Raw genomic sequence first — 24,892 nt, forward strand, 5'->3', positions numbered from 1 at the left:
TAATAATCAATGGTAAAGTAATATTAATTTCTTCAAAATTGTATTTTTCGTTTTGTGTGAAAATTAATAGACCATCAGAGTAAAACATTATTGCATTTAAATAGCCTAATGTTCCTCCACGATTCGTAAGAGTATTAATTCTTGTCTCTGAAATTTTAACTTCCACTTTTTTTAAATCTATGTGACTATATAGATTTAAAATTTTTTCTCCCTTTCTTTTATTCAATTGAGTAAAAAAATATTTAGCAAAGAAATTCATAGCAAATGATATAGCACAAATAATAATAATTATTTTCATTTATTTAGATGTAAAATCCGTTCAGTTTACTTGAACTGTTGCACAACTCATATATATACGCAGTTGTTGAGTAAATAAAGAGTTGGTTAATCTGTTTAAAATTAAGGCTTTGTGTAAATATATTTAAAAAAATGCATTTCGTTTTTTGAATATATTTTAAATATATATTTTCATTCCTTAACTCGTCAAATATAAAACAAAATTGATGGTTTTCAGTAATTGTCTTTTTATTTTTATGTAAAATTTTTCTGAAATCAAATTTTGAAATGAAAACTGATACGTTTCGATCACTGTAGTTTTGAGCTCGGCAAAAATCAAAAATAAGATTGTGCTCTTCTGAAAAGAATTACCTTTGTATAAAATACGAATTCAATGAATATTTATCCTAAAAATGGAATAGGGGAGTTGCTTTTCGGAATGAAACAGCAACACGTGATTACTTTAATTGGCAAACCCAATAAGCAGTTTACTGACGAGGAAAAAAACGTGGTTTACCTATATAATCAACACAAATTGCGGCTTACTTTTTATGAAGAGGAGGAGTTTCGCTTGGGGTATATGGTAATCTCTCATCCGGAAACGACACTTTTTGATAAAGAAGTCATAGGTCGTATGCCGAAAGAGGTACAAAATGAAGCACCGGAACGAATTTATAAATCATGGGAAATTGCCGAAGAAGACGGTATCGTAAGTTACTTTAACGAAGATAATTGGCTCATGCTTATCTGTGAATTCGATGAAATCACAAAGGTGGAGGTGGGAGCAATCATTGAAAATGACGAATTCGACTGGAGGTTTTCCGGATAAAAAAAAACAGTAATCCTTGATAAATCATTAAGGAAGAGGGGAAAAACAAAAGGCACAAGAGTGAAAACTAATGTGCCTTTTTTATTGTAATCAGATTGATGTTGTCTTAAATCTGCCGAAAACGGTTATTGTTTTTGGGTCGGTTCGGTCATTTCCAGTTCGAAAATCAAATCGGTATTAGGTGGAATAATTCCTCCTGCACCTTTTTGTCCGTATGCTAAGGCAGATGGAATGAAAATCACTGCACGGTCTCCGGAATTCATGTTTTCCAGACCTTCAATAAATCCGGGAATCAAACCGGTTTTGTTTCCGTAAGTGAAAGGAAAACCGTTGTAACCACCTTGTTGCGCGCGCATTGGGTCATGCTTTCCGTAGGCTTTCGCCACATCTTCGAAACTGGCATCAAACATTTTTCCGTTTTCAAAATAGCCGGCGTAACCAATTTGTACCTGAGCTCCCGCTGCCGGTTTTTTGTCACTTCCTTTTTTAGTGATCACATACTGCAAACCACTCGCCGTTTTAGTAGCGGTTGCTTTCAGTTTTTCGAATTCTGCTTTTTTAGCCTGTATCACAGCACCAAATTTTTCATTGTATTCTTTGTCTTTTGCAGCGTCAAGTTCAGCTTGCTTTTTTTGCAGTTCAGCTTGTGCTTCCGCAAATTTTTTGTCGTCTTCCGCTTTGTTGGCGTAGTAATCGGCAAATACTTTGGCAGCATCAAATTTCTTAGCTTCTTTTCCTTTACGGATGATGGTCATTTTGATGATCTGATCGTTTTGCTCAATTTTATTTACCACATCCATACCTTGAGTCACCTCTCCGAAAACGGTGTGTTTTCCGTCTAACCACGGTGTCTCTTTGTGGGTGATGAAAAACTGACTTCCGTTGGTTCCCGGTCCGGCATTCGCCATCGAAAGGATTCCGCCTTTGCTGTGTTTTAAAGTGGCATCAATTTCATCTTTAAATTTATACCCCGGATCACCGGCTCCTGTTCCAAGCGGATCACCACCCTGGATCATGAAGTCTTTAATTACTCGGTGAAATTTTAATCCGTCATAATAAGGTTTTCCTTTTAACTCTTCTTTTACAATAGAATTTTTACCTTCCGCTAAAGATACAAAGTTAGCCACCGTAACAGGTGTTTTTTTGTACTCCAGTTTCAAGGTAATTTTTCCTTTATTGGTTTCAATATCCGCAAACACTCCTTCGCTGGCTGCTGCCGAAACGGTTTTGGTTGTTTTTGCTTTCGCTTTAGCAGTGGTGGCTTTTTTTGTTTTTTGAGCATATCCGCTCATCATTCCTAAAAATAATAAAAGCAAAATTTTATTTTTCATCTTTACGCTTGTAATAAATAACCTTACTCTTTTTGCATCGTGCCGGGATTTTCAGGATTTGTCCCTAGTATATTTTATTTTTTTGCCGATAATTCGATTTCAAAAACCAAATTTGTATTTGGCGGAATCACTTGTGCGCCTCGCTCTCCGTAGCCAAGATACGAAGGTATAAATAAAATCAGCTTGTCTCCGGTTGACATTTTTTCCATGCCTTCGATGAATCCAGGAATTAAACCATCTTTTTTGCCATATTCAAATGGGAATGGTGCATAGCCTCCCTGTTGGTCGCGCATCTCATCGTAGATTCCGAAAAGTTCCGCAACGTCTTTATAGTTGGTATCAAAAAGCTCGCCATTTTCAAAATAGCCGGCATAACTAAATAGAACGTTGGTGCCCGGAGCTAATTTTGGCTGGTTTCCTTTTTTAATAAATGCATATTCCAATCCCGATTGTGTTTTGATGGCTTTGGCTCTCAAAGCAGCAAATTCGGCTAGTTTATCGGTTTTGATTTTTGCAGTTTTGTCTGCGATTTTCTTAAGTTCGACCGCTTCCGTATCATAATAATTTTTAAAAACTTTCAACGCGTCAAAAGCAGTCGCTTTGGTACCTTTACGGATAATGGTCACTTTGGTGATTTCGTCACCTCCTTCAATCGCCGCAACCACATCCATGCCTTCCACCACTTTTCCAAAAACAGTATGAATACCATCCAGATGCTCTGTTGCTCTGTGGGTGATGAAAAACTGACTTCCATTGGTGTTCGGACCTGCATTGGCCATTGATAGAATACCACTGTCATTGTGTTTTAAAGAGGGGTCGATTTCGTCTTTAAATTTATAACCCGGTCCGCCGTTTCCGGTGTTTTCCGGATCACCACCCTGAATCATGAAATCCTGAATCACTCTGTGAAAGGTTAGTCCGTCATAAAACGGTTTACCTTTGTATTTGGCATTAACAAAAGGATTCTTGCCTTCAGCCAACGTAACGAAATTGGCCACGGTAACCGGTGCTTTAAAATATTCAAGGGAAACAACGATATCTCCTTTTGGTGTTTCGATGTTGGCATATAAGCCTTCTGGCAGATTTTCGTGGTTGTCTTTGCAGGAAATGAATAAGGCGCTTAACGCCAATAGTACCCCTGTAATTGCTTTTCTCATAGTGCAGGTATAGGTGTTTTAAAAATTATTCGGGTTTTATTTCGCCCGGTTTGAAACTGTTTAACGTAACGGTGCAGATAATGGGTTGGTTGGTACCGATTTTTTCATTGTCACCATGATAACCGTAGGCCATGTGTGATGGGAAAAGGAACGTTACTTTTTCACCTTTTTTCATTAGTTTGATGCCGTCGCGTAACCCCATCATGATGTGCTGTTTGTCTACCACATAGCGCTGGGTTTTCATTTCATCCGAAGTATAAATCACGGTGCCTTCCAAATCAGTAACCTGATAGTTGAAGTTGGCAATGTCACCTTTTTTGGGCGTAAGGGTTTCGGTGGTGCTTTTCACATCATAATAGTACCAATAGCCTTTTGGCGAAGCGATATAATCGTTGGCGGTATCTTTTTTGATGATTTCACTTATAAGCGTTTCCTCGTTACTGATAAGCTTTTTGTTGCGTTCAATCGATTCTTTCATGAAAGTCCCCGAGGTATGTGAAACCGGTTTACGTGCTTCCTGTTTTTGAGTGCAGCAAGCGAATAAAATTCCGGAAAACATTACGCCATAAATATGTATTCTTTTCATATGTCAATTTTTGTTTTTAACGGTCATATGGAATCGCATTTCAAAGTTTTTTTGCCTAAGGTAAATGCTTATTTCATAATCAGTTATTCTTTTCTGCTGCTAAAATAGCAATAAATTGTTTTACTGTTTCATCCAATGGCAAACTAGATTTTCCTCCGGCAGCATTTATATGTCCGCCTCCGCTGAAATGGTTTCTCGCGAACTGATTCACATCAAATGCCCCTTGCGAACGGAACGATATTTTGATGATGCCTTCCTCTTTGTTTTCGATGAAAATGGCCGTAAAGTCAAATCCTTTTAGCGACAAACCATAATTTACGATGCCTTCCGTATCGCCTTTCACATAACCGAACTGGTCCAGTTCCGCCTGACTCAACGTTATATATGATGTTTTGTATTCAGGTAACAGCTTCATGTTTTGCAGCGCACGGCCCAAAAGTTGCAAACGGTTATAGGAACTCGTATCGAAAAGTAGGTTGTGTATTTTTGGATTTTCCACTCCTTTGTCCAATAAATCGGCAACCACACGATGCGTGGTGCTGGTTGTAAGCGGAAAACGGAACGAACCCGAATCGGTTACAATTCCCGTATAAATACAAGTTGCCACCGTTTTGTTTATCAGATTTTCTCCACCCAACTGATGGATGAAATGATACACCATTTCGCATGTAGAACCAAATCCGGTATCGGAAAACGTATATTTTGCATAATTGTCCGGTAACTGATGGTGGTCAATCATTATAAAAGTCGTGTCCAGCTTTTCCAAAGTGGCTGCCATAAAATCGCCCACGCGGTGCAGTGCATTGAAATCCAAAGTAAAAACAATATCGGCCTGTTTTAATTTTTCGGTACTGTTCTGGATGTCTTTTTCAAATATCATCGTCTTTTCGGCATCAGGTAACCACGCCAGAAAATCAGGAAATTCGTTAGGAGAAATTACCGTCACTTCGTGGTTTTGTTGCTTTAGAAAGTGATATAAACCCAGCGTAGAACCCATGGCATCACCATCGGGATTTCGGTGCGGAATAATTGCTATTTTCTTAGGGGAAGCTAAAAGTTGTTTAATTGCTTCAATATCATTGGCTGTCATCATGATGCGAAAATACGTTTTTTGAATAAAAAATTAGTTAAATAAATCTTTGAATTTTTAATTTTTCATTTTCACAGAAATGTCTATTTTTGCACATGCAACACAACGTACTTATTTTAGATTTCGGATCGCAATACACACAACTTATTGCACGCCGCGTTCGCGAATTAAATATATTCTGCGAAATTTTTCCTTACAATCATTTTCCGGATGATTTATCAAGTTATAAAGCTGTAATTTTAGGAGGAAGTCCTTTTTCCGTTCGTGGAGAAGATGTGCCACATCCTGATTTATCGCAAATCAGAGGTAAAATGCCTTTGCTTGCGGTTTGTTACGGAGCGCAATATCTGGCCCATTTCAGCGGAGGTGAAGTAGCTGCTTCCAATACCAGAGAATACGGTAGAGCAAATTTATCTTATATTAAGGAAGACGAAGTTTTCTTTGATGGCGTTGTTCAAAACAGTCAGGTTTGGATGAGCCACAGTGATAGTATTAAAGCATTGCCTACTAACGGAATTAAGTTAGCGAGTACAAATGATGTAGAATATGCTGCCTATAAAATCGAAGGTGAAACTACTTACGCTATTCAGTACCATCCGGAAGTATTCCATTCCACTGATGGGAAACAAATGTTGGAAAACTTCCTGGTAAAAATTGCTGAAGTGCCTCAAAACTTTACTCCGGGTGCATTCGTTGAAGAAATTGTAGCCGAAATGCAGGAAAAAATCCAAGGCGATAAAGTAGTTTTGGGACTTTCCGGAGGTGTGGATTCAACAGTAGCGGCAGTTTTATTGAATAAAGCTATTGGCAGTCAATTATATTGTATCTTCGTGAATAACGGTTTGTTACGTAAGAATGAATTCGAAAACGTATTGAACCAATACAAAGGAATGGGCTTAAATGTGAAAGGAGTAGACGCTTCGGAACGATTTTTGTCTGAATTAGCCGGAGTGGATGATCCGGAAACAAAACGAAAGATTATCGGCCGTGTGTTCATTGAAGTTTTTGACAACGAAGCACACCACATCGAAGATGTTAAATGGTTGGCACAAGGAACAATTTATCCGGACGTAATCGAATCGGTTTCGGTAAAAGGACCTTCGGCAACCATTAAATCACATCACAATGTAGGTGGTTTGCCGGATTTTATGAAACTGAAAATTGCAGAACCTTTACGTATGTTGTTCAAAGACGAAGTACGTAGAGTAGGAGCGACTTTAGGAATCGATCCGGAATTGTTAGGAAGACATCCGTTCCCGGGACCGGGTTTGTCCATTCGTATTTTAGGCGACATTACGCCGGAGAAAGTAAGAATTCTTCAGGAAGTGGATGCTGTTTTTATCAACGGATTGAAAGAACACGGATTGTACGACAAGGTTTGGCAGGCAGGAGCAATCCTGTTGCCGGTAAACAGTGTTGGGGTTATGGGCGATGAGCGTACCTATGAAAAAGTGGTGGCATTACGCGCTGTAGAATCTACGGACGGAATGACTGCGGACTGGGTACATTTACCGTATGACTTCTTAATGAAAATTTCAAATGAAATCATCAATAAAGTGAAAGGTGTGAACCGAGTGGTGTATGATATCAGCTCGAAACCGCCCGCCACAATTGAGTGGGAATAAAATAATTAAGAAAATTATGAATAAGTCGTTACAATCTATAACTTTGTAACGACTTGTTCGTTTTAAAAAATACCATATGAAGCAATTTTTTATTGGATTGTGTACCACTTTATTAGTTTCTGTTTCTGCTTTTTCGCAGACGAAAGAACATAAAGTTGCAAAAGGAGAAACTACGTATTCGATAGCCAAAAAGTACAATGTGGCTCCGGAAGATATTTATCGTTTAAATCCTGAAGCCAAAAACGGCGTCAATGAAAATGCGATACTTTTGATTCCGACGAAAGCGGGTCAGGCTGTTAAAACAGTTGTAAAAGACACTCCAAAACCAACCGGTAAGGAAACGCGTGTGTATCATGTGGTGGAAGCCAAAGAGACAGTATACAGTATTGCAAAAAAATACGACACTTCAGAGGAGTCAATTAAGAAAAATAATCCGGATATCGAAAAAGAAGGATTGAAATTAGGACAGACGATTGTGGTTTTCACCACAAAAAAAGTTGACAAACCTGCTATTGTGGCTAAATCAGTTGCTGCTTCTACTCAGAAATACCATTTGGTGGAGCCTAAAGAAACCAAATTCGGTATCGCAAAAAAATACGGATTAACAGTTGAAGAACTTGAAACATTAAATCCGGAAATCAAAGAAAATCTTGAAATCGGACAAAATTTACGTTTGAATAAAAATACGCCTGTTGCTGCTAAAACGGCGCCGGTTCAGTCAAAAGCGGTGGTGCAGTACATGGATTATACGGTTCAGCCTAAAGAGACATTGTACAGTTTGACAAAAGCGTCAGGATTATCTCAGGAGCAATTGTTGGCGGTGAATCCGGAATTGGCTAATGGTGTCAAAATCGGAATGACCATCAAAGTACCGTCAAATGCCAAATTCAATCAGATTAATCCGAATAAAGAGCAAGCCGATATCATCAAAACGATGAATAAAGGCGAAGGAAAAGAACTGGTATTGCTGTTGCCTTTCCATATCGATAAGATTGAAGCCGATTCGGTAAATTCGGTTACGGAACGTTTGAAAAAAGACAAATTTTTAAACATGACGTTGGATTTCTATGCCGGTGCATTAATCGCAATTGATTCGGCTAAAACGTTAGGATTGCCGTTAACCGTGAAAATTCTGGATTCGGAAGAGTCTAAAAATTCTTCTGCGGTAGCGTCTTTAATTTCGTCGAACGATTTCTCTAAAACAGATGCCGTTATTGGTCCGTTTTTCCAAAATCATGTTGAAACAGCTGCCTCTTTATTGGAAAAATACAATACTCCGGTTATTTCGCCATTGTCAAACGAAAGAGGAAAACCGTATTCCAATTTGTTTCAGGCCATGCCAAACGCATTGGATGTGAAACGCAAAATGTTTGATTTTATGATGGAACGAAACGGGAATATCATTGCCATTATCGATCCGAAAAAAGGGAGCATGAAGCAGTACATAACAGAAAATTACCCGTCGGTTAAAATTGCTGAAATCAATGACAAAGGCGTTCCTACATTGGAAAATGTAAAAAGTCTGATGGATAAGGACAAAACCAACTATGTTATTCTGGAATCCGAAAAAACAGGGATGGTGTTAAGTACGTGTAATATTTTGGTATCCGCATCATCCGAATATCAGGTGCAAATGGTAACCTTGGAGAAAAATGAAACGTTGGATTTTGAAGAAATTCCGCTAAGTAAATTAACCAAACTGAAACTATTGTACCCTTCAGTATCAAGGGATAATGAAACCACTCAGGCAGCTATTTTTGCGAAAGTTTTCAAAAAGAAAAACAATATTTTCCCGAACCGTTTCGCGACCCGCGGATTTGATGTGACGTTTGATGTAATCCTGAGATTGTTCCAGGACGGCGGTTACAAAGAATCGGTAAACAAAAAAGCATCGGAACAAATCGAGAGTAAATTTAACTACGTAAACCTTGACGGTGGATACTACAACAGAGGGGTTTATCTGTTATACTACGACGAAGATTTAACGTTAAAAGAAGCGAAATAATGACTTCAAAAGTGACTTATTTAGGCGATTTAAGAACATCGTCGATTCATACCAATTCCGGAAGTGAAATCATTTCCGATGCACCCTTAGACAACAACGGAAAAGGAGAGGCGTTTTCACCAACCGATACCGTTGCCAATGCCTTAGCAAGCTGCATGTTTACCGTTATGGGAATCAAAGCCAGAGACATGGAAGTGGATTTTTCAGGTTCGACAGCCGAAGTAACTAAGGTTATGGGAACGGAGCCGAGAAGAATAACGGAAGTACATGTTACCTTCAATATGTCAATTTCCGCTGATGATAAAACCAGAACCATTTTGGAAAAAACAGCTATGACGTGTCCTGTTTTCTTTAGTTTACATCCGGATATTAAAAAAGAAATAAAATTTAACTGGAAGTAAGTTGAATAAACAACAGGAACTTTTAATAAAACTTGCACATACCAAAATGCCCTTCGGAAAATACGAGGGGTATTTTCTTATTGACCTACCCGAATATTATGTGGTCTGGTATCACAACAAAGGCTTTCCGAAAGGGCAATTGGGAGAACAATTGCAATTGGTTTACGAGCTCAAACTTAACGGACTCGAAGAACTCGTGAGAAACATCCGTAGAAACTTCCCGAAGCCAAGATAGACTTCTTAGATAACTTAGATTTTCAGATTTTCAGATGCTTTAGAATACGTTGTGATTTTTGAATTTTATTTATAACATATATTTAAAGAAATCAGATTTTTCGGAGTCTATTATGTCTAAGAATGTCTAAGAAGTCTGAATGTATAACACGATTAGTTAATTATTCGTTATTTTCTAAAAATCTAAGAAATCAACAATCTAAAAATCGAATTATAATCGTATTTTTGCCAGGTTTTTTACAACAACAACACAACAATAAACACAACACAATGAATCAAACGAAGTATATTTTTGTTACCGGAGGTGTGACTTCTTCACTTGGAAAAGGAATTATCGCAGCTTCTTTAGCAAAATTATTGCAGGCAAGAGGGTACAGAACTACTATTCAGAAATTCGATCCGTATATTAATGTCGATCCGGGAACGTTGAATCCATACGAACACGGGGAATGTTATGTAACGGATGATGGTGCCGAAACCGATTTGGATTTGGGTCACTACGAACGATTTTTGAATGTTCCGACTTCGCAGGCGAATAACGTTACGACGGGTAGAGTATACCTTTCCGTAATCGAAAAAGAGCGTCGCGGGGAGTTCTTGGGGAAAACGGTTCAGGTTGTGCCTCACATCACTAACGAAATTAAGGAACGCATGCAGTTGCTTGGCAGATCGGGTGATTATGACATTGTGATTACAGAAATTGGAGGAACGGTAGGTGACATTGAATCATTACCTTATATCGAATCCGTACGTCAATTGGTTTGGGAATTGGGCGAGCATAACGGAATCGTAATTCACTTAACATTGGTGCCGTATTTGGCCGCTGCCGGTGAATTAAAAACAAAACCCACACAACACTCGGTAAAAACCTTAATGGAGAGCGGTATCAAAGCCGATATTTTGGTTTGCCGAACCGAACACGAATTGTCGCAAGACTTACGTCAGAAATTGGCGTTGTTCTGTAATGTGAAAAAAGAAGCGGTTATTCAGTCCATCGATGCATCCACAATTTATGATGTTCCGAACTTAATGTTGGAAGAAGGATTGGATAAAGTGGCCTTGAAAAAATTGGATTTACCGGAAAAAAACACCCCGGATTTATCCCAATGGAACGAGTTCTTACACAAACTGAAAAACCCGAAACACGAAGTAAACATCGGTTTGGTCGGGAAATATGTGGAATTGCAGGATTCTTATAAATCGATTTTGGAAGCATTCATCCACGCAGGTGCGGCGAATGAAACAAAAGTGAACGTGATTAGTATTCATTCGGAATATTTGGATGCCAAAACGGCAGACGAACAGTTGAAAGACCTGGATGGTATACTTGTTGCTCCGGGATTTGGCGGTCGCGGGATTGAAGGTAAAATTGAAACCGTTCGTTATGCAAGAGAAAATAACATTCCGTTCTTCGGAATCTGTTTGGGAATGCAAATGGCGGTTATCGAATATTCCAGAAATGTTTTAGGGTATGCCGATGCCAATTCAACAGAAATGAATGAAGGTACCACACACCCTGTAATCAGCATCATGGAAGAACAAAAAACGATTACAGATAAAGGCGGAACCATGCGTTTGGGAGCCTGGAAATGCCATATCAAAGAGAATTCACTGGCGCACAGAATTTATGGAAAAACCGATATTTTGGAGCGTCACCGTCACCGTTATGAATTTAATGGCGACTATCTGGAAGCATTGGAAAATGCCGGATTAAAAGCATCAGGAATCAATCCGGATACCGGTTTGGTTGAAATTGTGGAATTGGAAAATCATCCGTTTTTCATTGGTGTGCAGTACCATCCGGAATATAAAAGTACGGTAGCCAACCCGCATCCGTTGTTTGTCAGTTTCGTGGCAGCTGCGGTGAAAAATAAAGTTTGTTGCTAAGAAGCACACAGACAAAAACAACAAAATGTAATAATGGAAGAAAAAAAATTAGATCTTAAAACTATTTTTGGATTTGTATTAATTGCCGGATTAATGATTTGGATGATGTATAACAACATCTCCGAAGAGAAAAAATCAATGGCAGACGATGCTAAAAAAGCAACCACTGAAAAAGTAGAAAAAGCAAAAGAACAGGCTGTAGCTGCTGTTGTGGCAGATACAACGCAAACAGATTCTTTAAAAGTAAAAGCGCTTCAGGGAACTCTTGGTTCATTCGCTTACTCTGCATCTCTACCTTCAGCTAAAGATGCGGTTACAGAAATTAAAAATGAAGTGTTAACGTTGAAAATCGCCAACAAAGGAGGATACATTGTTAATGCTAAAGTCAATAATTTTGAACAATTCCATAAAGGTTCGCAAAAACCTGTAGAAATCATCAAAAATAACAATGCCAACCTGAACATTCAGTTGCAAACGAAAGACAACCGTGTTTTAAATACAAAAGACCTGTATTTTGAGCCTACGGTGACTAAAGAAGGTGCAAATCAGGTGGTAACCATGCGTTTAAAAGCAGGTGCAGACCAGTTTTTGGAGTACCGTTACGTGTTGAGACCTAACGAATACATGATGGATTTCTCCGTTCGTTCCCAAGGGTTGAACAACGTAATCAATACTTCCAAACCACTTGATTTGGATTGGCAGTTAAAAGCTTACCGAAACGAAAAAAGTGTTTCGTATGAAAACCGTTATACTGAATTGGTTTATGAATACGAAGACGGAAAAGATAATTATTTGAGTGCAGCAAGTGAATTGGATGAAACTACAGCGGAAGATTTGACCTATGTTGCTTTCAAACAGGATTTGTTCACCTCAATTTTATTGACCGACACACCAATTAAAAACGCGCAGTTAAAATCGGAGAACCTTGTTGACGATGAAGAAAAAGATACGGTTTTCACGAAGAATTTTTCGGCAAAATTACCGTTGGCCTTTAAAAACGGCGAATTGAATTATAACATGAACTGGTACTACGGTCCGGCCGATTATAAAATTTTAAATGGGTACGAAAAGAACCTAGACGAGGTATTGCCTTTAGGTTGGGGAATCTTTGGATGGATTAACCGTTATGTTTTCATTCCGGCCTATGATTTCTTAAGCGATTATTTTCCTCACGGAATTGCCATTGTTGTTTTCACCATGTTAGTGCGTTTGGTGATGTCTCCGGTAACATACAAGTCGTATTTGTCTCAGGCAAAAATGAAAGTGTTGCGTCCTGAGATTGCCGAACTGAATGAAAAATTCGCCAAAGATCCAATGAAGAAACAACAGGAAACCATGAAATTGTATGGTAAGGCAGGTGTGAATCCGATGGCGGGTTGTTTACCGGCGGTCATGCAGATTCCGGTATTCTATGCACTATTCCAGTTCTTCCCATCGATGTTTGATTTGCGTCAGAAGAGTTTCCTTTGGGCAGACGATTTATCCTCTTACGATTCGGTTTTAGAATTGCCTTTCCATATTCCGTTCTACGGAAGTCACGTGAGTTTGTTCCCGATTTTAGCATCGGTTGCCATTTTCTTCTACATGAAAATGACTACAGGTGATCAGGCAATGAGCACTCCTCCACAGGAAGGGATGCCGGATATGGGTAAAATCATGAAAATCATGATTTATGTGTCTCCGATCATGATGTTGTTCTTCTTTAACAATTATGCATCCGGGTTGAGTTTGTATTACTTCATCTCAAATACCATTACTATTGGTATCATGTTGGTTATCAAGAATTATATTGTAGACGAGAAGAAAATTCACGCCCAGATTCAGGTTAATAAAACCAAAGACAAACCACAAAGCAAGTTCCAAAAGAAAATGCAGGAAATGATGGAACAGGCTGAAGCACAAAAGAAAGCCAAAAAATAATATATATTTATAAAAGTCAAAGCCCTGTATTTAGAAAGTTAACACTCATAAATCCAGGGCTTTTTTATTTATTACAATCATGAAAATTGCGATTATCGGTTACGGCAATATGGGAAAAACCTATGCCAACAGTTTTATCAATTCCCGATTCATCAAGGCGGAAGATATTATTGTAGTGGATAAATTCACACCAACGGAAAAAGAAACGTTCGGGATTCCGGCGGGTAATTTTATTTCGGAAATCAACGATTCTTTTTCAGAAACGGATATCGTCATTCTGGCCGTGAAGCCTCAGGATTTTGAATCGGTTTCCGAAAAACTGAAGTCGAAGCTAACCGACAGTCAAATCGTACTTTCCATAATGGCCGGTGTTACCATCGGAACCATTCAGAAAATGACCGATTGTTCAAAAGTGGTGCGTTCCATGCCGAATATCGTTTCGCAAATCGGAATGGGAATGACCGTTTTTTCCGCTTCATCGGATATTGACAGAAAGGATTTGTTTATCATTCAGAATTTATTAAATACAACGGGTAAATCGATTTATGTGGATAATGAAAAACTCATTGACGCCGCTACTGCCGTTTCAGGAAGTGGTCCGGCCTATGTGTTTTATTTCATGAAGTCGATGATTAAGGCCGCGGAGCAATTGGGTTTTACGGCTTCGGAAGCGGAGTTGTTGGTGAATCAGACCTTCATAGGATCGATACATCTGAAGAACACCAATTCTTTTTCAAACGAAGAATGGATTACAAAAGTGGCATCCAAAGGCGGAACAACGGAAAAAGCGCTGGAGGTTTTTGATATTTCATATACGGAGGCAATTATTGGAAAAGCGGTTATGGCTGCCAATGAACGGGCACTCGAATTGGGCATGTAAACGAAAAGCACCCTTTGGAGGTGCTTCGCAATTTTAGTTTGTTTGTTGAATTTAGTTTAACATCGGTAGTATTACTTTGTCAAGCACGTGTATTACGCCGTTAGCAGCCTGAACATCAACCGCGATTATGTTGCTCACCCTATTGTTCGCATCCGTAATTTTAGCACCGCCAGTTGTGGTAATCGTAAAGTTCTGACCTTGAAATGTAGTTACTGCCTGATTGTTTGTTAACGTGGACGACAAAACATTCGCCCCTGCAACAACGTGGTATTTTAAAGTGTTCTCAAGTGTATTCTGATTGATATCATTTAAACTCGCGGCTCCCAGTTCTGTTAATAGCGAACCGAATGCATCGTTTGTTGGGGCAAAAACAGTGAAAGGTGAATTTGTGGTTCCGGAAAGAATACCTGCAAAATCAGGTTGGTCTGCTCTTGTAAGCGCACTAACCAATGTGGTAAAGTTGGGATTCGCCAAAGCATGGGTTACAACAGTGGGCAATCCGATAACGGTGTCAACAATATGGATGACACCATTGGAGGCAGCTATATTTGGGATGGTTACATTTGAAATACCATTCAGTTTGACGCCACTTGTCGTGTTTACATACATACTTAGGGTATTGGATGAGGAAGCACTACCTTTGGCTAGTGTTTTAACATAACCGTTTGATAGCGAAGAAGAGGGTAAAGCTCCGGAAACAACATGATTTAAAAGGATTTCTTTTAAAACACTCACCGGAACTTCATCTAAAGAAGCAAATCCATTGTCGCTTAGAAAGGTGGTGAAAGCGGCATTGGTAGGTGCAAATACGGTGTACGAACCACTTTGGCTCAATGTTTGTACTAAATCAGCACGATCAAGTGCATCAACCAAAAGGGAAAGATCAGGTGTTCTTGATGCGATTCCGGAAATGGAATTGTTTGTTGGAGTTGATGGTGCATTGCCATCATCATCAGAACAGCTAAAGCTAACGCTCGCAACTATTGCCAGCACGCTTAATTTGATTACTTTTGAAATATTTTTCATAGTTGAGAGTTTTTAATACAGCTAAGTTAAGAAATACTAATTTAAATTGTTTAACAAAAAATGAAAAAGATTAAACAAAACATAAGTTTTATACTTTTGTTAACATTTTGGTGCTCAATCGCATACAGTCAAAATGAAAATAAATTTGACGAAAACGGGAAGCGACACGGGCTTTGGAAAGGGATTTATGAGGACACCAAAAACCCACGATATGAAGGTGCTTTTAACCACGGAAAAGAAACCGGGGTGTTTAAATATTTCGATAATACCGTAAAATTGGTGGTGATTGCCACACGTGATTTTTCGGCCAATGACGGTTCGCACTATACTACCTTTTACAATCAGAAAGGTTTTAAGGTAAGTGAAGGAAAAGTTGTTGGGAAAGATACTTATGTGGGTGAATGGAAATACTACCATCTGGATTCCAAAAAAATCATGACCCTGGAAAATTATGTTGACGGCAAATTACACGGTCCGAGAAAAGTATATTTCCCTAATGAGAAAATCGCAGAAGAAGTTACGTATGTAAACGGGAAGAAGGAAGGGGTTTATAAAAAATATGCCGAAAACGGTGTGGTATTGGAAGAATCAAATTATAAGAACAACGAATACGACGGGTTGGCTACTTTCAGGATATCCGAAAAGCAAATCAGCGGTCAGGGAATGTTTAAAAACGGCAAGAAAGTGGGCATGTGGAAGATTCTTGAAAAAGGAAAACTTAAAAACGTGAACATGAATTTGCAGGGAAAAAAATTCGAAAAAAGAAAGAAACCTGTTGTGGATTACCCGGGAAAATAAATTTAATCAAAGAGTAAAAAATGAAGCGTGTTGTTGTAGGACTTTCAGGGGGTGTGGATTCAAGTGTTGCCGCTTATCTTTTAAAGGAGCAGGGCTATGAAGTCATTGGTCTTTTTATGAAGAACTGGCATGATGATTCGGTCACCATTTCCAACGAATGTCCGTGGTTAGAGGATAGTAATGATGCTCTTTTGGTAGCCGAAAAATTAGGAATCCCATTTCAGACTGTCGATTTAAGCGAGCAGTACAAGGAAAAAATCGTCGACTATATGTTCAGCGAATATGAAAAAGGCAGAACGCCCAATCCGGATGTATTGTGCAACCGTGAAATCAAGTTCGATGTTTTCATGAAAATAGCAATGAGTCTTGGTGCCGATTATGTGGCAACCGGACATTATTGCCGAAAAGGAACACTTGATAAAGACGGAAAAGAAGTCTACCAATTGTTAGCCGGAGTTGACGGAAATAAAGATCAGTCGTATTTTCTTTGTCAGTTATCGCAGGAGCAATTGTCGAAAGCTTTATTTCCCATTGGCGAGCTGACCAAACCTCAGGTTCGTGAAATTGCAGCGCAAATGGATTTGGTTACGGCTGAAAAGAAAGATTCGCAAGGACTGTGTTTCATCGGAAAAGTACGCTTACCCGAATTTTTACAACAGCAACTGCAACCCAAAGAAGGTCTGATTTACGAAGTGACTGCGGATAATGCCATTTATGCGACACAAAAACCGGACTTCAATTCCTTGGAAGAGGAACTCGCGTTCGAAGCAAAAAATATTGCGTATACACCCGAAATGGGAAAAGTGGTAGGCAAACATCAGGGTGCCCATTATTTCACCATCGGGCAGCGTAAAGGACTGAATGTGGGCGGAACCAAAGAACCACTTTTCATTATCGCGACCGATGTGAAAACCAACAGCATCTACACAGGGCAGGGAGGCAATCATCCGGGCCTGTTCAAAAAAGCGCTGTTCGTTCAAAATTCGGAAATTCACTGGATCCGTCAAGATCTGGCCTTAGCCAATGGGGAATCTATGGAAATCATGGCCAGAATCCGATACCGTCAGCCACTTCAGAAAGCGAAACTGCACAAATTCGAGAACGGAATGTACGTGGTTTTCGAAGAACCACAGTCGGCAATTACCGAAGGACAATTTGTTTCGTGGCATATTGACGATGAATTAGTTGGTTCGGGAGTAATTTCATAAATTAGCGTTTTACAAATTCAGAAAGCCATGAAAAAAGCACTACTCTTTTTTGTTTTCTTATTGACTGCTACCGCTTTTTCTCAAGAGGATGCGTGGGTTTACTTTACAGACAAGCCAATGGCTCAGTTCTATCTGGATAATCCGCTCACGATGCTTTCTCAAAGGGCTTTGGACAGAAGAACCACTCAGGGAATAGCGCTGAATGTTCAGGACACGCCCATTCATCAAACCTATATAGATCAGATAACAGCCGCAACGGGTATAATAGTGAAAGCACAATCAAAATGGTTAAACGCACTGCATATCCGCGGTTCGCAAACGGATATTGCGGCACTCACGACATTACCTTTCGTTGACAGAATTCAGTATGCCAATCATTCCTTAAATCCGGGAGGTCGTCCAGCCCCGCAAGCCAATCAAACTACGCAAAGAATCAATAAGTTTCTGGAAACACAGGAAGATTATAATTACGGAGGTTCCAATGTTCAGGTGCAGATGTTAAACGCAAATTGGTTACACCAACAGGATTTTACAGGAACCGGAAAAGTGATAGCTGTTATGGATGCCGGATTTCCGGGTGTAAATACTCAGACGCCTTTTCAGCGTTTACGGGACAACAACCTGATTTTGGGCGGTTACGATTTTGTGAACAGAGTAGCCAATCCATACACGGGTTTCCAACATGGTACGCAAGTCCTTTCCAATATGGGTGGTTATGCCGATAATGAATTAATAGGAACCGCTCCCAATGCCCAATATTATTTGTTTATCACGGAAGACACGAACAGTGAAAATCCTCTAGAAGAAAGCAATTGGGTGGAAGCTTTGGAAATGGCTGACAGTTTGGGAGTGGATGTGGTAAACACTTCTTTAGGCTATTTCACTTACGACAATCCGGCATACAGTTATGTTTATGCTGATATGAACGGACAAACTTCTTTTTCTTCCAGAGCTGCGGAAATAGCATTCAGTAAAGGAATGATTTGTGTGACTTCGGCCGGAAATTCAGGGAGTGGAGCGAATCCGTACATTAGTGTTCCTGCCGATGCCGTTTCAACGTTAGCCATTGGTGCAGTAAACAGTTCTGAAATTAAAGCTGCTTTCAGTTCTATCGGTCCTTCTTTTGACGGTAGAATCAAACCCGATTTAATGGCAATGGGAGTAGGCGTAACGGTAGCAACACAAACCGGTGCAATCGCCACCAATAACGGAACTTCTTTTGCCGGACCTATTTTAGCCGGAGCGATAGCATCGTTTTGGAGTGCGTTTCCGAATAAAACCAATGCCGAAATCATTCAGTTGGTAAAAGCGTCTGCAGACCGGTTCACGAATCCGAATAACGATTACGGTTACGGAATTCCCGATTTTCAGCTGGCTTACAATAATGCCTTATTATCGACTTCAGCATTCAGTAAAAAAAGCTTTTCGATTTATCCGAATCCGGCTCAGAATCAAATTACGATAACATTTACAGATGCAATTTCAAGTGCGGAAATCGCGTTTTACAATAATCTGGGACAATTGGTGTTACAGAAACCAATTAAAGACAATCAAACGATTGCTCTTGACAATTTAAATTCAGGAATTTATTTTTATAAAGTTACTTTTGACACTGTTTCCGAAACCGGAAAACTGATTAAAAAGTAGTACCTACTAACATGAACAGAATAACAGAACTTTTTAATATAAAATACCCGATTGTTCAGGGTGGAATGATTTGGAACAGCGGTTATAAATTGGCCAGTGCCGTAAGTAATGCCGGTGGATTAGGTTTATTGGGAGCCGGATCAATGTACCCGGAAGTCTTGCGCGAACACATTCAGAAATGCAAAAAAGCAACGGACAAACCTTTCGGGGTAAACGTACCGATGCTGTATCCGAACATCGAGGAAATCATGAACATCATAGTGGAAGAAGGTGTGAAAATCGTTTTCACTTCTGCCGGAAACCCGAAAACGTGGACTTCCTTCCTGAAAGAGAAAGGAATTACCGTAGTACATGTGGTAAGCAGTTCCAAATTCGCCTTAAAAGCTCAGGAAGCCGGAGTAGATGCTGTGGTTGCCGAAGGTTTCGAAGCCGGAGGACACAACGGAAGGGAAGAAACCACTACGCTTACATTAATTCCGATGGTCAAAGAGAATGTCACAATTCCTTTGATAGCCGCTGGCGGAATTGCCACGGGTCGCGGAATGCTGGCCGCTATGGTTTTAGGTGCTGACGGTGTGCAGGTGGGAAGCCGTTTTGCCGCTTCTGTGGAAAGTTCCTCTCATGATAATTTCAAGCAGACCATAGTGGATGTGAAAGAAGGCGATACGCAATTGACTTTAAAAGAGTTGGCTCCGGTTCGATTGGTGAAGAACAAATTTTACAATGACGTTCAGGAATTGTACGCGAAATGCCCAACAACCGAAGAGTTAAAAGCATTATTAGGTCGCGCACGTGCAAAACGCGGTATGTTTGAAGGTGATTTGGTGGAAGGCGAACTGGAAATAGGACAAATAGCGGGATTAATTCACGATATCAAACCGGTACAACAAATTGTCGATGAGATGATGTCCGAATTTGAAACGGCAAGAAACCAGGTGGCATCATTATTGTAATTTAAGAAAGAAAAAAGTATGAGATTTTTAAGAAATATAAGTGTATTAGTGTTATTATTCATCGGATTAAATGCGGCGGCACAAACCTATCGTTTTGAAACCTCGGGTGTGAGCATGAGTATCAAAAACGCTAAAGGAAAATGGAGTCCGTATTCTGATTTTAAAGATGCTAAAATAGTGGTGACCCTGGATACCAACAAAGACCGAATCGTGGTGTATTCGGAAGTAGTTCAGTTGTATACGATTTTAGGTTACGACGATCCGAAAACAAGTGAAGAAGGAAGTATTGATACCTTTCAATGTGCGAATGTTGACGGCGACAAATGTGTGTTAGCCATACGATCGCTGAAAGGCACCGATGTGAAACAATTGTATATCTATGAAGACAGCAGGGTCTTGATATACAACATGAAATATGTGAAATTATAAGTCCCGTTTTTCGGGATTTTTTATGCAAAAGAATCAAATATGAGAAGAGTACTTCAAATAGCTGTTTTAGGTTTTGTTTCCATAGTATCAGCACAACAAAAACCAAAACTGGTGGTTGGTATCGTGGTGGATCAGATGAAAATGGAATATTTATATCGGTTTTCCGACGATTTTTCAGCCAACGGATTCAAACGACTGATGCATAACGGCTATACGTTTCACAACACGCATTACAATTACATGCCAACGTATACCGCGCCGGGTCACGCCTCCATTTATACGGGTGCAACTCCGGACGTACACGGAATCGTAGGGAACGAATGGTTCAACAGGGCCACTGGAAAAGAAATGTATTGTACTGACGATGCTTCGGTTAAAACAGTTGGAGACGGGACGAAAAGTGAAGGGGAAATGTCTCCGAAAAACCTTCAGGCGACAACAATTACCGATGAGTTAAAACTGGCGACCAACTTCAAAGGCAAAGTAATCGGAATCAGTTTAAAAGATCGTGGTGCGATACTGCCTGCCGGACATTTTGCCAACGGGGCTTTCTGGTACAGCAAAACCGGAGCGTTCATATCGAGTACGTTTTACGGGGAACAACTGCCAAATTGGGTAACCGAATTCAACAATCAGAAGCATTTTCAGAAATACATCGACAAAGGCTGGGACTTACTGAAACCCAAAGAAACGTACAACGAGAGTTTAACCGATAACAATCCCTACGAAGGAAAATTGTTTAAAAGAACGCCATTCTTTCCGTACAGTCTGAAAGAAATGTATGCGGATAATGATGCCGGTGTTCTACGTTCGACGCCTTTCGGAAATAATCTGATTGTGGATTTTGCCCAACGCGCGATTGAGGCGGAAGCTTTAGGGAAAGACAATGTGACCGATTTTTTAACGGTAAGTTTTTCATCAACGGATTATATCGGACATACTTTAGGGCCGCGTTCCATAGAATTACAGGATGCTTACCTGCGCCTGGATGAGACTATTGCCGAATTCCTGACGTATTTAGATAAAAACGTAGGGAAAGATAATTACTTATTGTTCTTAACTGCCGATCATGCCGGAGCGGAAAACGTGAAATACCTGAAAGACAACAAATATGATGTGGATAATATTCTTTGGAAGAATATCGAAAGGGAACTGGCGGAGTTTTCCACAAAGACTTTCGGTGTGGATTTAATATTGAATTATTCCAACTACAATGTCTTTTTAAATAAAGAAATCATCAAAACAAAAGGATTGGAATTGTCCAAAGTAAAGCAGGCTTTCAAAGAGTATCTGTACACCCAGAAATACGTTAAGAAAGTGTACGCCGAAGAAGAAATTCTTGCCGCATCCGGAAGCGATTATTTTTTAAATGCCGTGGCTAGAGGTTACGATCCGGTGCAAAATGGTGATTTGGTTATTCTGTTCAAACCGGCTTATGTGGAATATTCCGGGACCGGAACCACACATGGAAGTCCGTACAGTTATGATTCGCACGTTCCTTTGATTTTCTTTGGATGGCAGATTAAAAAAGGACAGTCGCACGAGAAAAAAGTGATTACACAAATTGCTCCGACCTTGGCTCAGAAACTCAAAATCCCTTTCCCGAACGGAACCGAAGCAGAAGTGTTGACGGAAGTTCTGGAATCCAAATAAAATAAAAAATCCCGTCTATTAAACGGGATTTTTTTTATGATTAGATTTCAATTTCAACCTGATTTCTCAAAATATCTTCCATCGTTTCACGCTTGCGGATTAAATGCGCTTTTCCGTCCATCCATAATACTTCGGCCGGTTTAAAACGGGAATTGTAGTTCGATGCCATCGTAAAGCAATACGCTCCGGCATTTCGGAAACTTAAAATATCTCCTTCCTTGATTTCGGTGATTCTTCTGTTGGTCGCAAACGTATCGGTTTCACAGATATAACCTACCACCGAATAAAAACGCTCTTTCCCTTTCGGATGCGAAATGTTTTCAATATAATGTTCGGAACCGTACAACATCGGACGGATTAAATGGTTGAAACCCGAATCGATTCCGGCAAAAACGGTGGAAGTGGTTTGTTTTACCACATTCACTTTGGCTAAAAAATAACCCGCTTCACTCACCAAAAATTTACCCGGTTCAAAAGCCAAGGTCAACGGGCGACCGTATTCTTTTTCAAAAGCCAAAAAACGTTTGGTTAATTTGCGTCCCAATTCTTCAATATTGGTTTCGATATCGCCTTTTTTGTATGGTACTTTGAAGCCGCTTCCGAAATCGATGAATTCAAGGTCCGTGAAATGTTTTGCGGTATCAAATAAGATTTCTGAAGCATAAAGAAACACTTCGATATCCAGAATGTCGGAACCGGTATGCATGTGAATGCCGTTTATGCGCATTTTGGTATTTTCCACAATTCTCAAAATATGAGGCAATTGGTGAATCGAAATCCCGAATTTACTGTCGATGTGACCTACCGAAATATTCGAATTTCCACCGGCCATTACATGAGGATTGATACGGATGCAAACCGGTGTCTGAGGATGTTTCGCGCCGAACTGCTCTAAAATTGATAAATTGTCAATGTTGATCTGTACGCCCAATGCCGCCGCTTCCTCAATTTCATCCAGGGAAACGCCGTTTGGTGTATAAATGATTCTTTCAGGCGAAAAACCGGCGTGTAAGCCAAGCTGTACTTCCTGAATGGAAACGGTATCAAGTCCGGAACCCATCTTCTTCAGTAGCTTGAGAACAGATAGGTTAGACAATGCCTTGACTGCATAATTGATTTGCAGCTTTTCCACTTTGGCAAAAGCATTGGTTAAACGGTTGTACTGTGATTGAATTTTTGCGGCATCGTACACGTAAAGCGGACACCCAAATTCTTCTGCTACTGAAAGTAATTGATTAGATTCCATTTTTAATTAAATTTTTCATAAAAATAATAAACAATTTTGATTTATAAATGCGAAATGTTTAATTCTGATAAAATTTTACCTTTTAGTTTTTCCCACAGGATTTTTTGTAGGGGGAGTATATGTTATAAATCAAAAAAACATTAGGCACATTCAATATACTTTGTTATTTTTGTGGCACTTTATACTAAAGCAAAAACACATCATATTATGAATTTACACGAATATCAAGGTAAAGAAATATTAGCAGGTTACGGCGTTCGCGTGCAACGTGGTCATGTGGCTAACAACCCGGAAGAAGCTGTTGAAAAGGCAAAACAATTAACGGCTGAAACCGGAACAGGATGGCACGTAATTAAAGCTCAGGTTCACGCAGGTGGTCGTGGAAAAGGAGGAGGCGTTAAGCTGGCTAAAAATTTAGACCAGGTTAGAGAAATTGCAGGTCAGATCATCGGTATGGATTTGATTACACCGCAAACCCCTCCGCAAGGTAAAAGAGTTCACAAAGTATTGGTTGCTGAAGATGTTTACTATCCAGGTGAGAGTGAAACTTCAGAATTCTATATGTCAGTTTTATTAAACAGAGGTAAAGGCCGTAACATGATTATGTATTCTACAGAAGGTGGAATGGATATTGAAGAAGTGGCTGAACATACTCCGCATTTAATCTTTACTGAAGAAATCGATCCGTCTGTTGGATTACAAGGTTTCCAGGCAAGAAGAATTGCTTTCAATTTAGGATTGTCCGGTGAGGCTTTCAAAGAAATGGTAAAATTTGTAGATGCGTTATACAAAGCGTATATCGGATCGGATGCTTCCATGTTTGAAATCAACCCGGTTTTAAAAACATCCGATAACAAAATTATTGCAGTGGATGCTAAAGTGGATTTGGATGACAACGCGTTATTCCGTCACAAAGATTTAGCTGAAATGCGTGATATCCGTGAGGAAAACCCAATTGAAGTAGAAGCGAAAGAAGTAGGATTAAACTATGTTGATCTTGACGGTACGGTAGGATGTATGGTTAACGGTGCAGGTTTGGCTATGGCGACTATGGACTTAATCAAATATGCAGGTTTTGAGCCGGCTAACTTCCTTGACGTAGGAGGAACGGCTGATGCGAAACGTGTGGAAACGGCTTTCCGTATCATCTTAAAAGATCCGAACGTAAAAGCAATCTTAATTAACATCTTCGGTGGTATCGTTCGTTGCGACCGTGTGGCTCAGGGTGTTGTGGATGCTTACAAAAACATGGGTGACGCTATTACAGTGCCAATCATCGTTCGTTTACAAGGAACTAATGCTGAAATCGCAAAAGAATTAATCGATAATTCTGGTATGCCGATTTTATCTGCAGTGCAGTTCCAGGAAGCTGCTGACCAAGTGAAAGCCGCTTTAAGTAAATAACAGAGAGTTTCAGACTTATATAGAAAGAGCCTTAGCAATTGCTGAGGCTTTTTTGTTACACCAATGTAAATTTTTGGTAATGCATTTTTTGAAGTTTAAGTTAATGTTTCGAACAGGAACCGATTTATTTTATGTTTTAACAGGATTATAGCCATTCATCGAAACAAATCATCGTTTCACGGAACATTTCGTAGTTAAGGATGAATGGTGTCAAAACCCATTTTAAATATAGGTTAAGCTATTGGAAACTAGTTCTTTTGGTTGTAGGGTTTATGTAATTTTGACCTGTAATCAAATAAAAAAAATC

22 protein-coding genes are annotated in these 24,892 nt (G+C 39.6%); 15 read left to right on the plus strand and 7 right to left on the minus strand.

From position 1 onward, the window contains the following. Nucleotides 1–298, minus strand: a 298-nt coding sequence (locus BLQ05_RS03385; protein WP_143000904.1) for a hypothetical protein, incomplete at its 3' end; no start/stop codon positions are given. 372 nt (nt 299–670) lie between these two features. Between BLQ05_RS03385 and BLQ05_RS03390 the strand changes: the two genes are divergently transcribed. Further along, nucleotides 671–1,105, plus strand: coding sequence for a hypothetical protein (locus tag BLQ05_RS03390; RefSeq protein WP_023576295.1), 435 nt, complete (start codon nt 671–673; stop codon nt 1,103–1,105). Nucleotides 1,106–1,230: 125 nt separating this feature from the next. Here the strand turns inward: BLQ05_RS03390 and BLQ05_RS03395 are convergent, their stop codons facing one another. The 4 genes from BLQ05_RS03395 to BLQ05_RS03410 form a co-directional block, all read right to left on the minus strand. Then, nucleotides 1,231–2,436 carry a peptidylprolyl isomerase gene (locus BLQ05_RS03395; RefSeq protein ID WP_023576296.1) on the minus strand — a complete coding sequence of 402 codons (1,206 nt, stop codon included), beginning with the start codon at nt 2,434–2,436 and terminating at the stop codon, nt 1,231–1,233. Between the two features lie 74 nt (nt 2,437–2,510). Continuing rightward, nucleotides 2,511–3,593 carry a peptidylprolyl isomerase gene (locus BLQ05_RS03400; RefSeq protein WP_023576297.1) on the minus strand — a complete coding sequence of 361 codons (1,083 nt, stop codon included), beginning with the start codon at nt 3,591–3,593 and terminating at the stop codon, nt 2,511–2,513. A gap of 25 nt (nt 3,594–3,618) precedes the next feature. Continuing rightward, entirely contained in the window at nt 3,619–4,179 is a 561-nt protein-coding gene (gene gldI, locus BLQ05_RS03405) for a gliding motility-associated peptidyl-prolyl isomerase GldI (protein WP_023576298.1), read from the minus strand. A 79-nt stretch (nt 4,180–4,258) separates the two neighbouring features. Then, nucleotides 4,259–5,272, minus strand: a complete 1,014-nt coding sequence (locus BLQ05_RS03410) for a DHH family phosphoesterase (RefSeq protein ID WP_074460087.1) — start codon at nt 5,270–5,272, stop codon at nt 4,259–4,261. A 92-nt stretch (nt 5,273–5,364) separates the two neighbouring features. On the opposite strand from BLQ05_RS03410, the gene guaA reads away from it, so the two are divergent. The 7 genes from guaA (at nt 5,365) to proC (ending at nt 14,221) form a co-directional block, all read left to right on the plus strand. After that, nucleotides 5,365–6,894, plus strand: coding sequence for a glutamine-hydrolyzing GMP synthase (guaA, locus tag BLQ05_RS03415; protein WP_035654452.1), 1,530 nt, complete (start codon nt 5,365–5,367; stop codon nt 6,892–6,894). Nucleotides 6,895–6,970: 76 nt separating this feature from the next. Beyond that, on the plus strand, nt 6,971–8,899 hold the full coding sequence (locus BLQ05_RS03420; protein ID WP_023576301.1) for a LysM peptidoglycan-binding domain-containing protein: 1,929 nt from the start codon (nt 6,971–6,973) through the stop codon (nt 8,897–8,899). Then, nucleotides 8,899–9,300: an OsmC family protein gene (locus BLQ05_RS03425; protein WP_035654455.1), complete on the plus strand. Its 402-nt coding sequence runs from the start codon at nt 8,899–8,901 to the stop codon at nt 9,298–9,300. The genes BLQ05_RS03420 and BLQ05_RS03425 overlap by 1 nt, the downstream gene beginning before the upstream one ends. 1 nt (nt 9,301) lies before the next feature. Next, entirely contained in the window at nt 9,302–9,535 is a 234-nt protein-coding gene (locus tag BLQ05_RS03430; RefSeq protein ID WP_035654457.1) for a DUF3820 family protein, read from the plus strand. Nucleotides 9,536–9,804: 269 nt separating this feature from the next. Continuing rightward, the gene (locus tag BLQ05_RS03435; RefSeq protein WP_023576304.1) at nt 9,805–11,421 is read left to right on the plus strand and encodes a CTP synthase; all 1,617 of its coding nucleotides are present in this window, start codon (nt 9,805–9,807) and stop codon (nt 11,419–11,421) included. Between the two features lie 33 nt (nt 11,422–11,454). Then, complete coding sequence (gene yidC, locus BLQ05_RS03440; RefSeq protein ID WP_023576305.1) at nt 11,455–13,341, plus strand: membrane protein insertase YidC; 1,887 nt, start codon at nt 11,455–11,457, stop codon at nt 13,339–13,341. A 79-nt stretch (nt 13,342–13,420) separates the two neighbouring features. Further along, nucleotides 13,421–14,221: a pyrroline-5-carboxylate reductase gene (gene proC / locus BLQ05_RS03445; RefSeq protein WP_023576306.1), complete on the plus strand. Its 801-nt coding sequence runs from the start codon at nt 13,421–13,423 to the stop codon at nt 14,219–14,221. Nucleotides 14,222–14,272: 51 nt separating this feature from the next. Here proC and BLQ05_RS03450 read toward each other — a convergent pair whose 3' ends face one another. Further along, a complete protein-coding gene (locus BLQ05_RS03450) occupies nt 14,273–15,247 on the minus strand; it encodes a fasciclin domain-containing protein (protein ID WP_023576307.1) in 975 nt (324 codons plus the stop codon). Between the two features lie 60 nt (nt 15,248–15,307). On the opposite strand from BLQ05_RS03450, the gene BLQ05_RS03455 reads away from it, so the two are divergent. Genes BLQ05_RS03455 through pafA form a run of 6 tightly spaced genes read left to right on the plus strand, consistent with a single transcriptional unit; the run spans nt 15,308 to nt 21,935 of the window. After that, nucleotides 15,308–16,045 (plus strand): toxin-antitoxin system YwqK family antitoxin, encoded by a 738-nt coding sequence (locus BLQ05_RS03455; RefSeq protein ID WP_023576308.1) that lies wholly within the window; start codon nt 15,308–15,310, stop codon nt 16,043–16,045. A 20-nt stretch (nt 16,046–16,065) separates the two neighbouring features. After that, nucleotides 16,066–17,253, plus strand: a complete 1,188-nt coding sequence (gene mnmA / locus BLQ05_RS03460) for a tRNA 2-thiouridine(34) synthase MnmA (protein WP_023576309.1) — start codon at nt 16,066–16,068, stop codon at nt 17,251–17,253. A 27-nt stretch (nt 17,254–17,280) separates the two neighbouring features. Continuing rightward, on the plus strand, nt 17,281–18,900 hold the full coding sequence (locus BLQ05_RS03465) for a S8 family serine peptidase (protein ID WP_023576310.1): 1,620 nt from the start codon (nt 17,281–17,283) through the stop codon (nt 18,898–18,900). 11 nt (nt 18,901–18,911) lie between these two features. Then, nucleotides 18,912–19,853 (plus strand): NAD(P)H-dependent flavin oxidoreductase, encoded by a 942-nt coding sequence (locus BLQ05_RS03470; RefSeq protein ID WP_023576311.1) that lies wholly within the window; start codon nt 18,912–18,914, stop codon nt 19,851–19,853. 18 nt (nt 19,854–19,871) lie between these two features. Beyond that, nucleotides 19,872–20,282, plus strand: coding sequence for a hypothetical protein (locus BLQ05_RS03475; RefSeq protein ID WP_023576312.1), 411 nt, complete (start codon nt 19,872–19,874; stop codon nt 20,280–20,282). A 39-nt stretch (nt 20,283–20,321) separates the two neighbouring features. Then, entirely contained in the window at nt 20,322–21,935 is a 1,614-nt protein-coding gene (gene pafA, locus BLQ05_RS03480) for an alkaline phosphatase PafA (RefSeq protein WP_023576313.1), read from the plus strand. A gap of 40 nt (nt 21,936–21,975) precedes the next feature. On the opposite strand, the gene lysA is transcribed toward pafA, so the two are convergent. Next, complete coding sequence (gene lysA / locus BLQ05_RS03485; RefSeq protein WP_023576314.1) at nt 21,976–23,181, minus strand: diaminopimelate decarboxylase; 1,206 nt, start codon at nt 23,179–23,181, stop codon at nt 21,976–21,978. Nucleotides 23,182–23,388: 207 nt separating this feature from the next. On the opposite strand from lysA, the gene sucC reads away from it, so the two are divergent. Further along, nucleotides 23,389–24,585, plus strand: a complete 1,197-nt coding sequence (gene sucC / locus BLQ05_RS03490) for an ADP-forming succinate--CoA ligase subunit beta (protein ID WP_023576315.1) — start codon at nt 23,389–23,391, stop codon at nt 24,583–24,585. Nucleotides 24,586–24,892: the final 307 nt, after the last annotated feature.

It is taken from the genome of Flavobacterium saliperosum, from assembly GCF_900100625.1.
GTDB classification, from domain to species: Bacteria; Bacteroidota; Bacteroidia; order Flavobacteriales; family Flavobacteriaceae; genus Flavobacterium; species Flavobacterium saliperosum.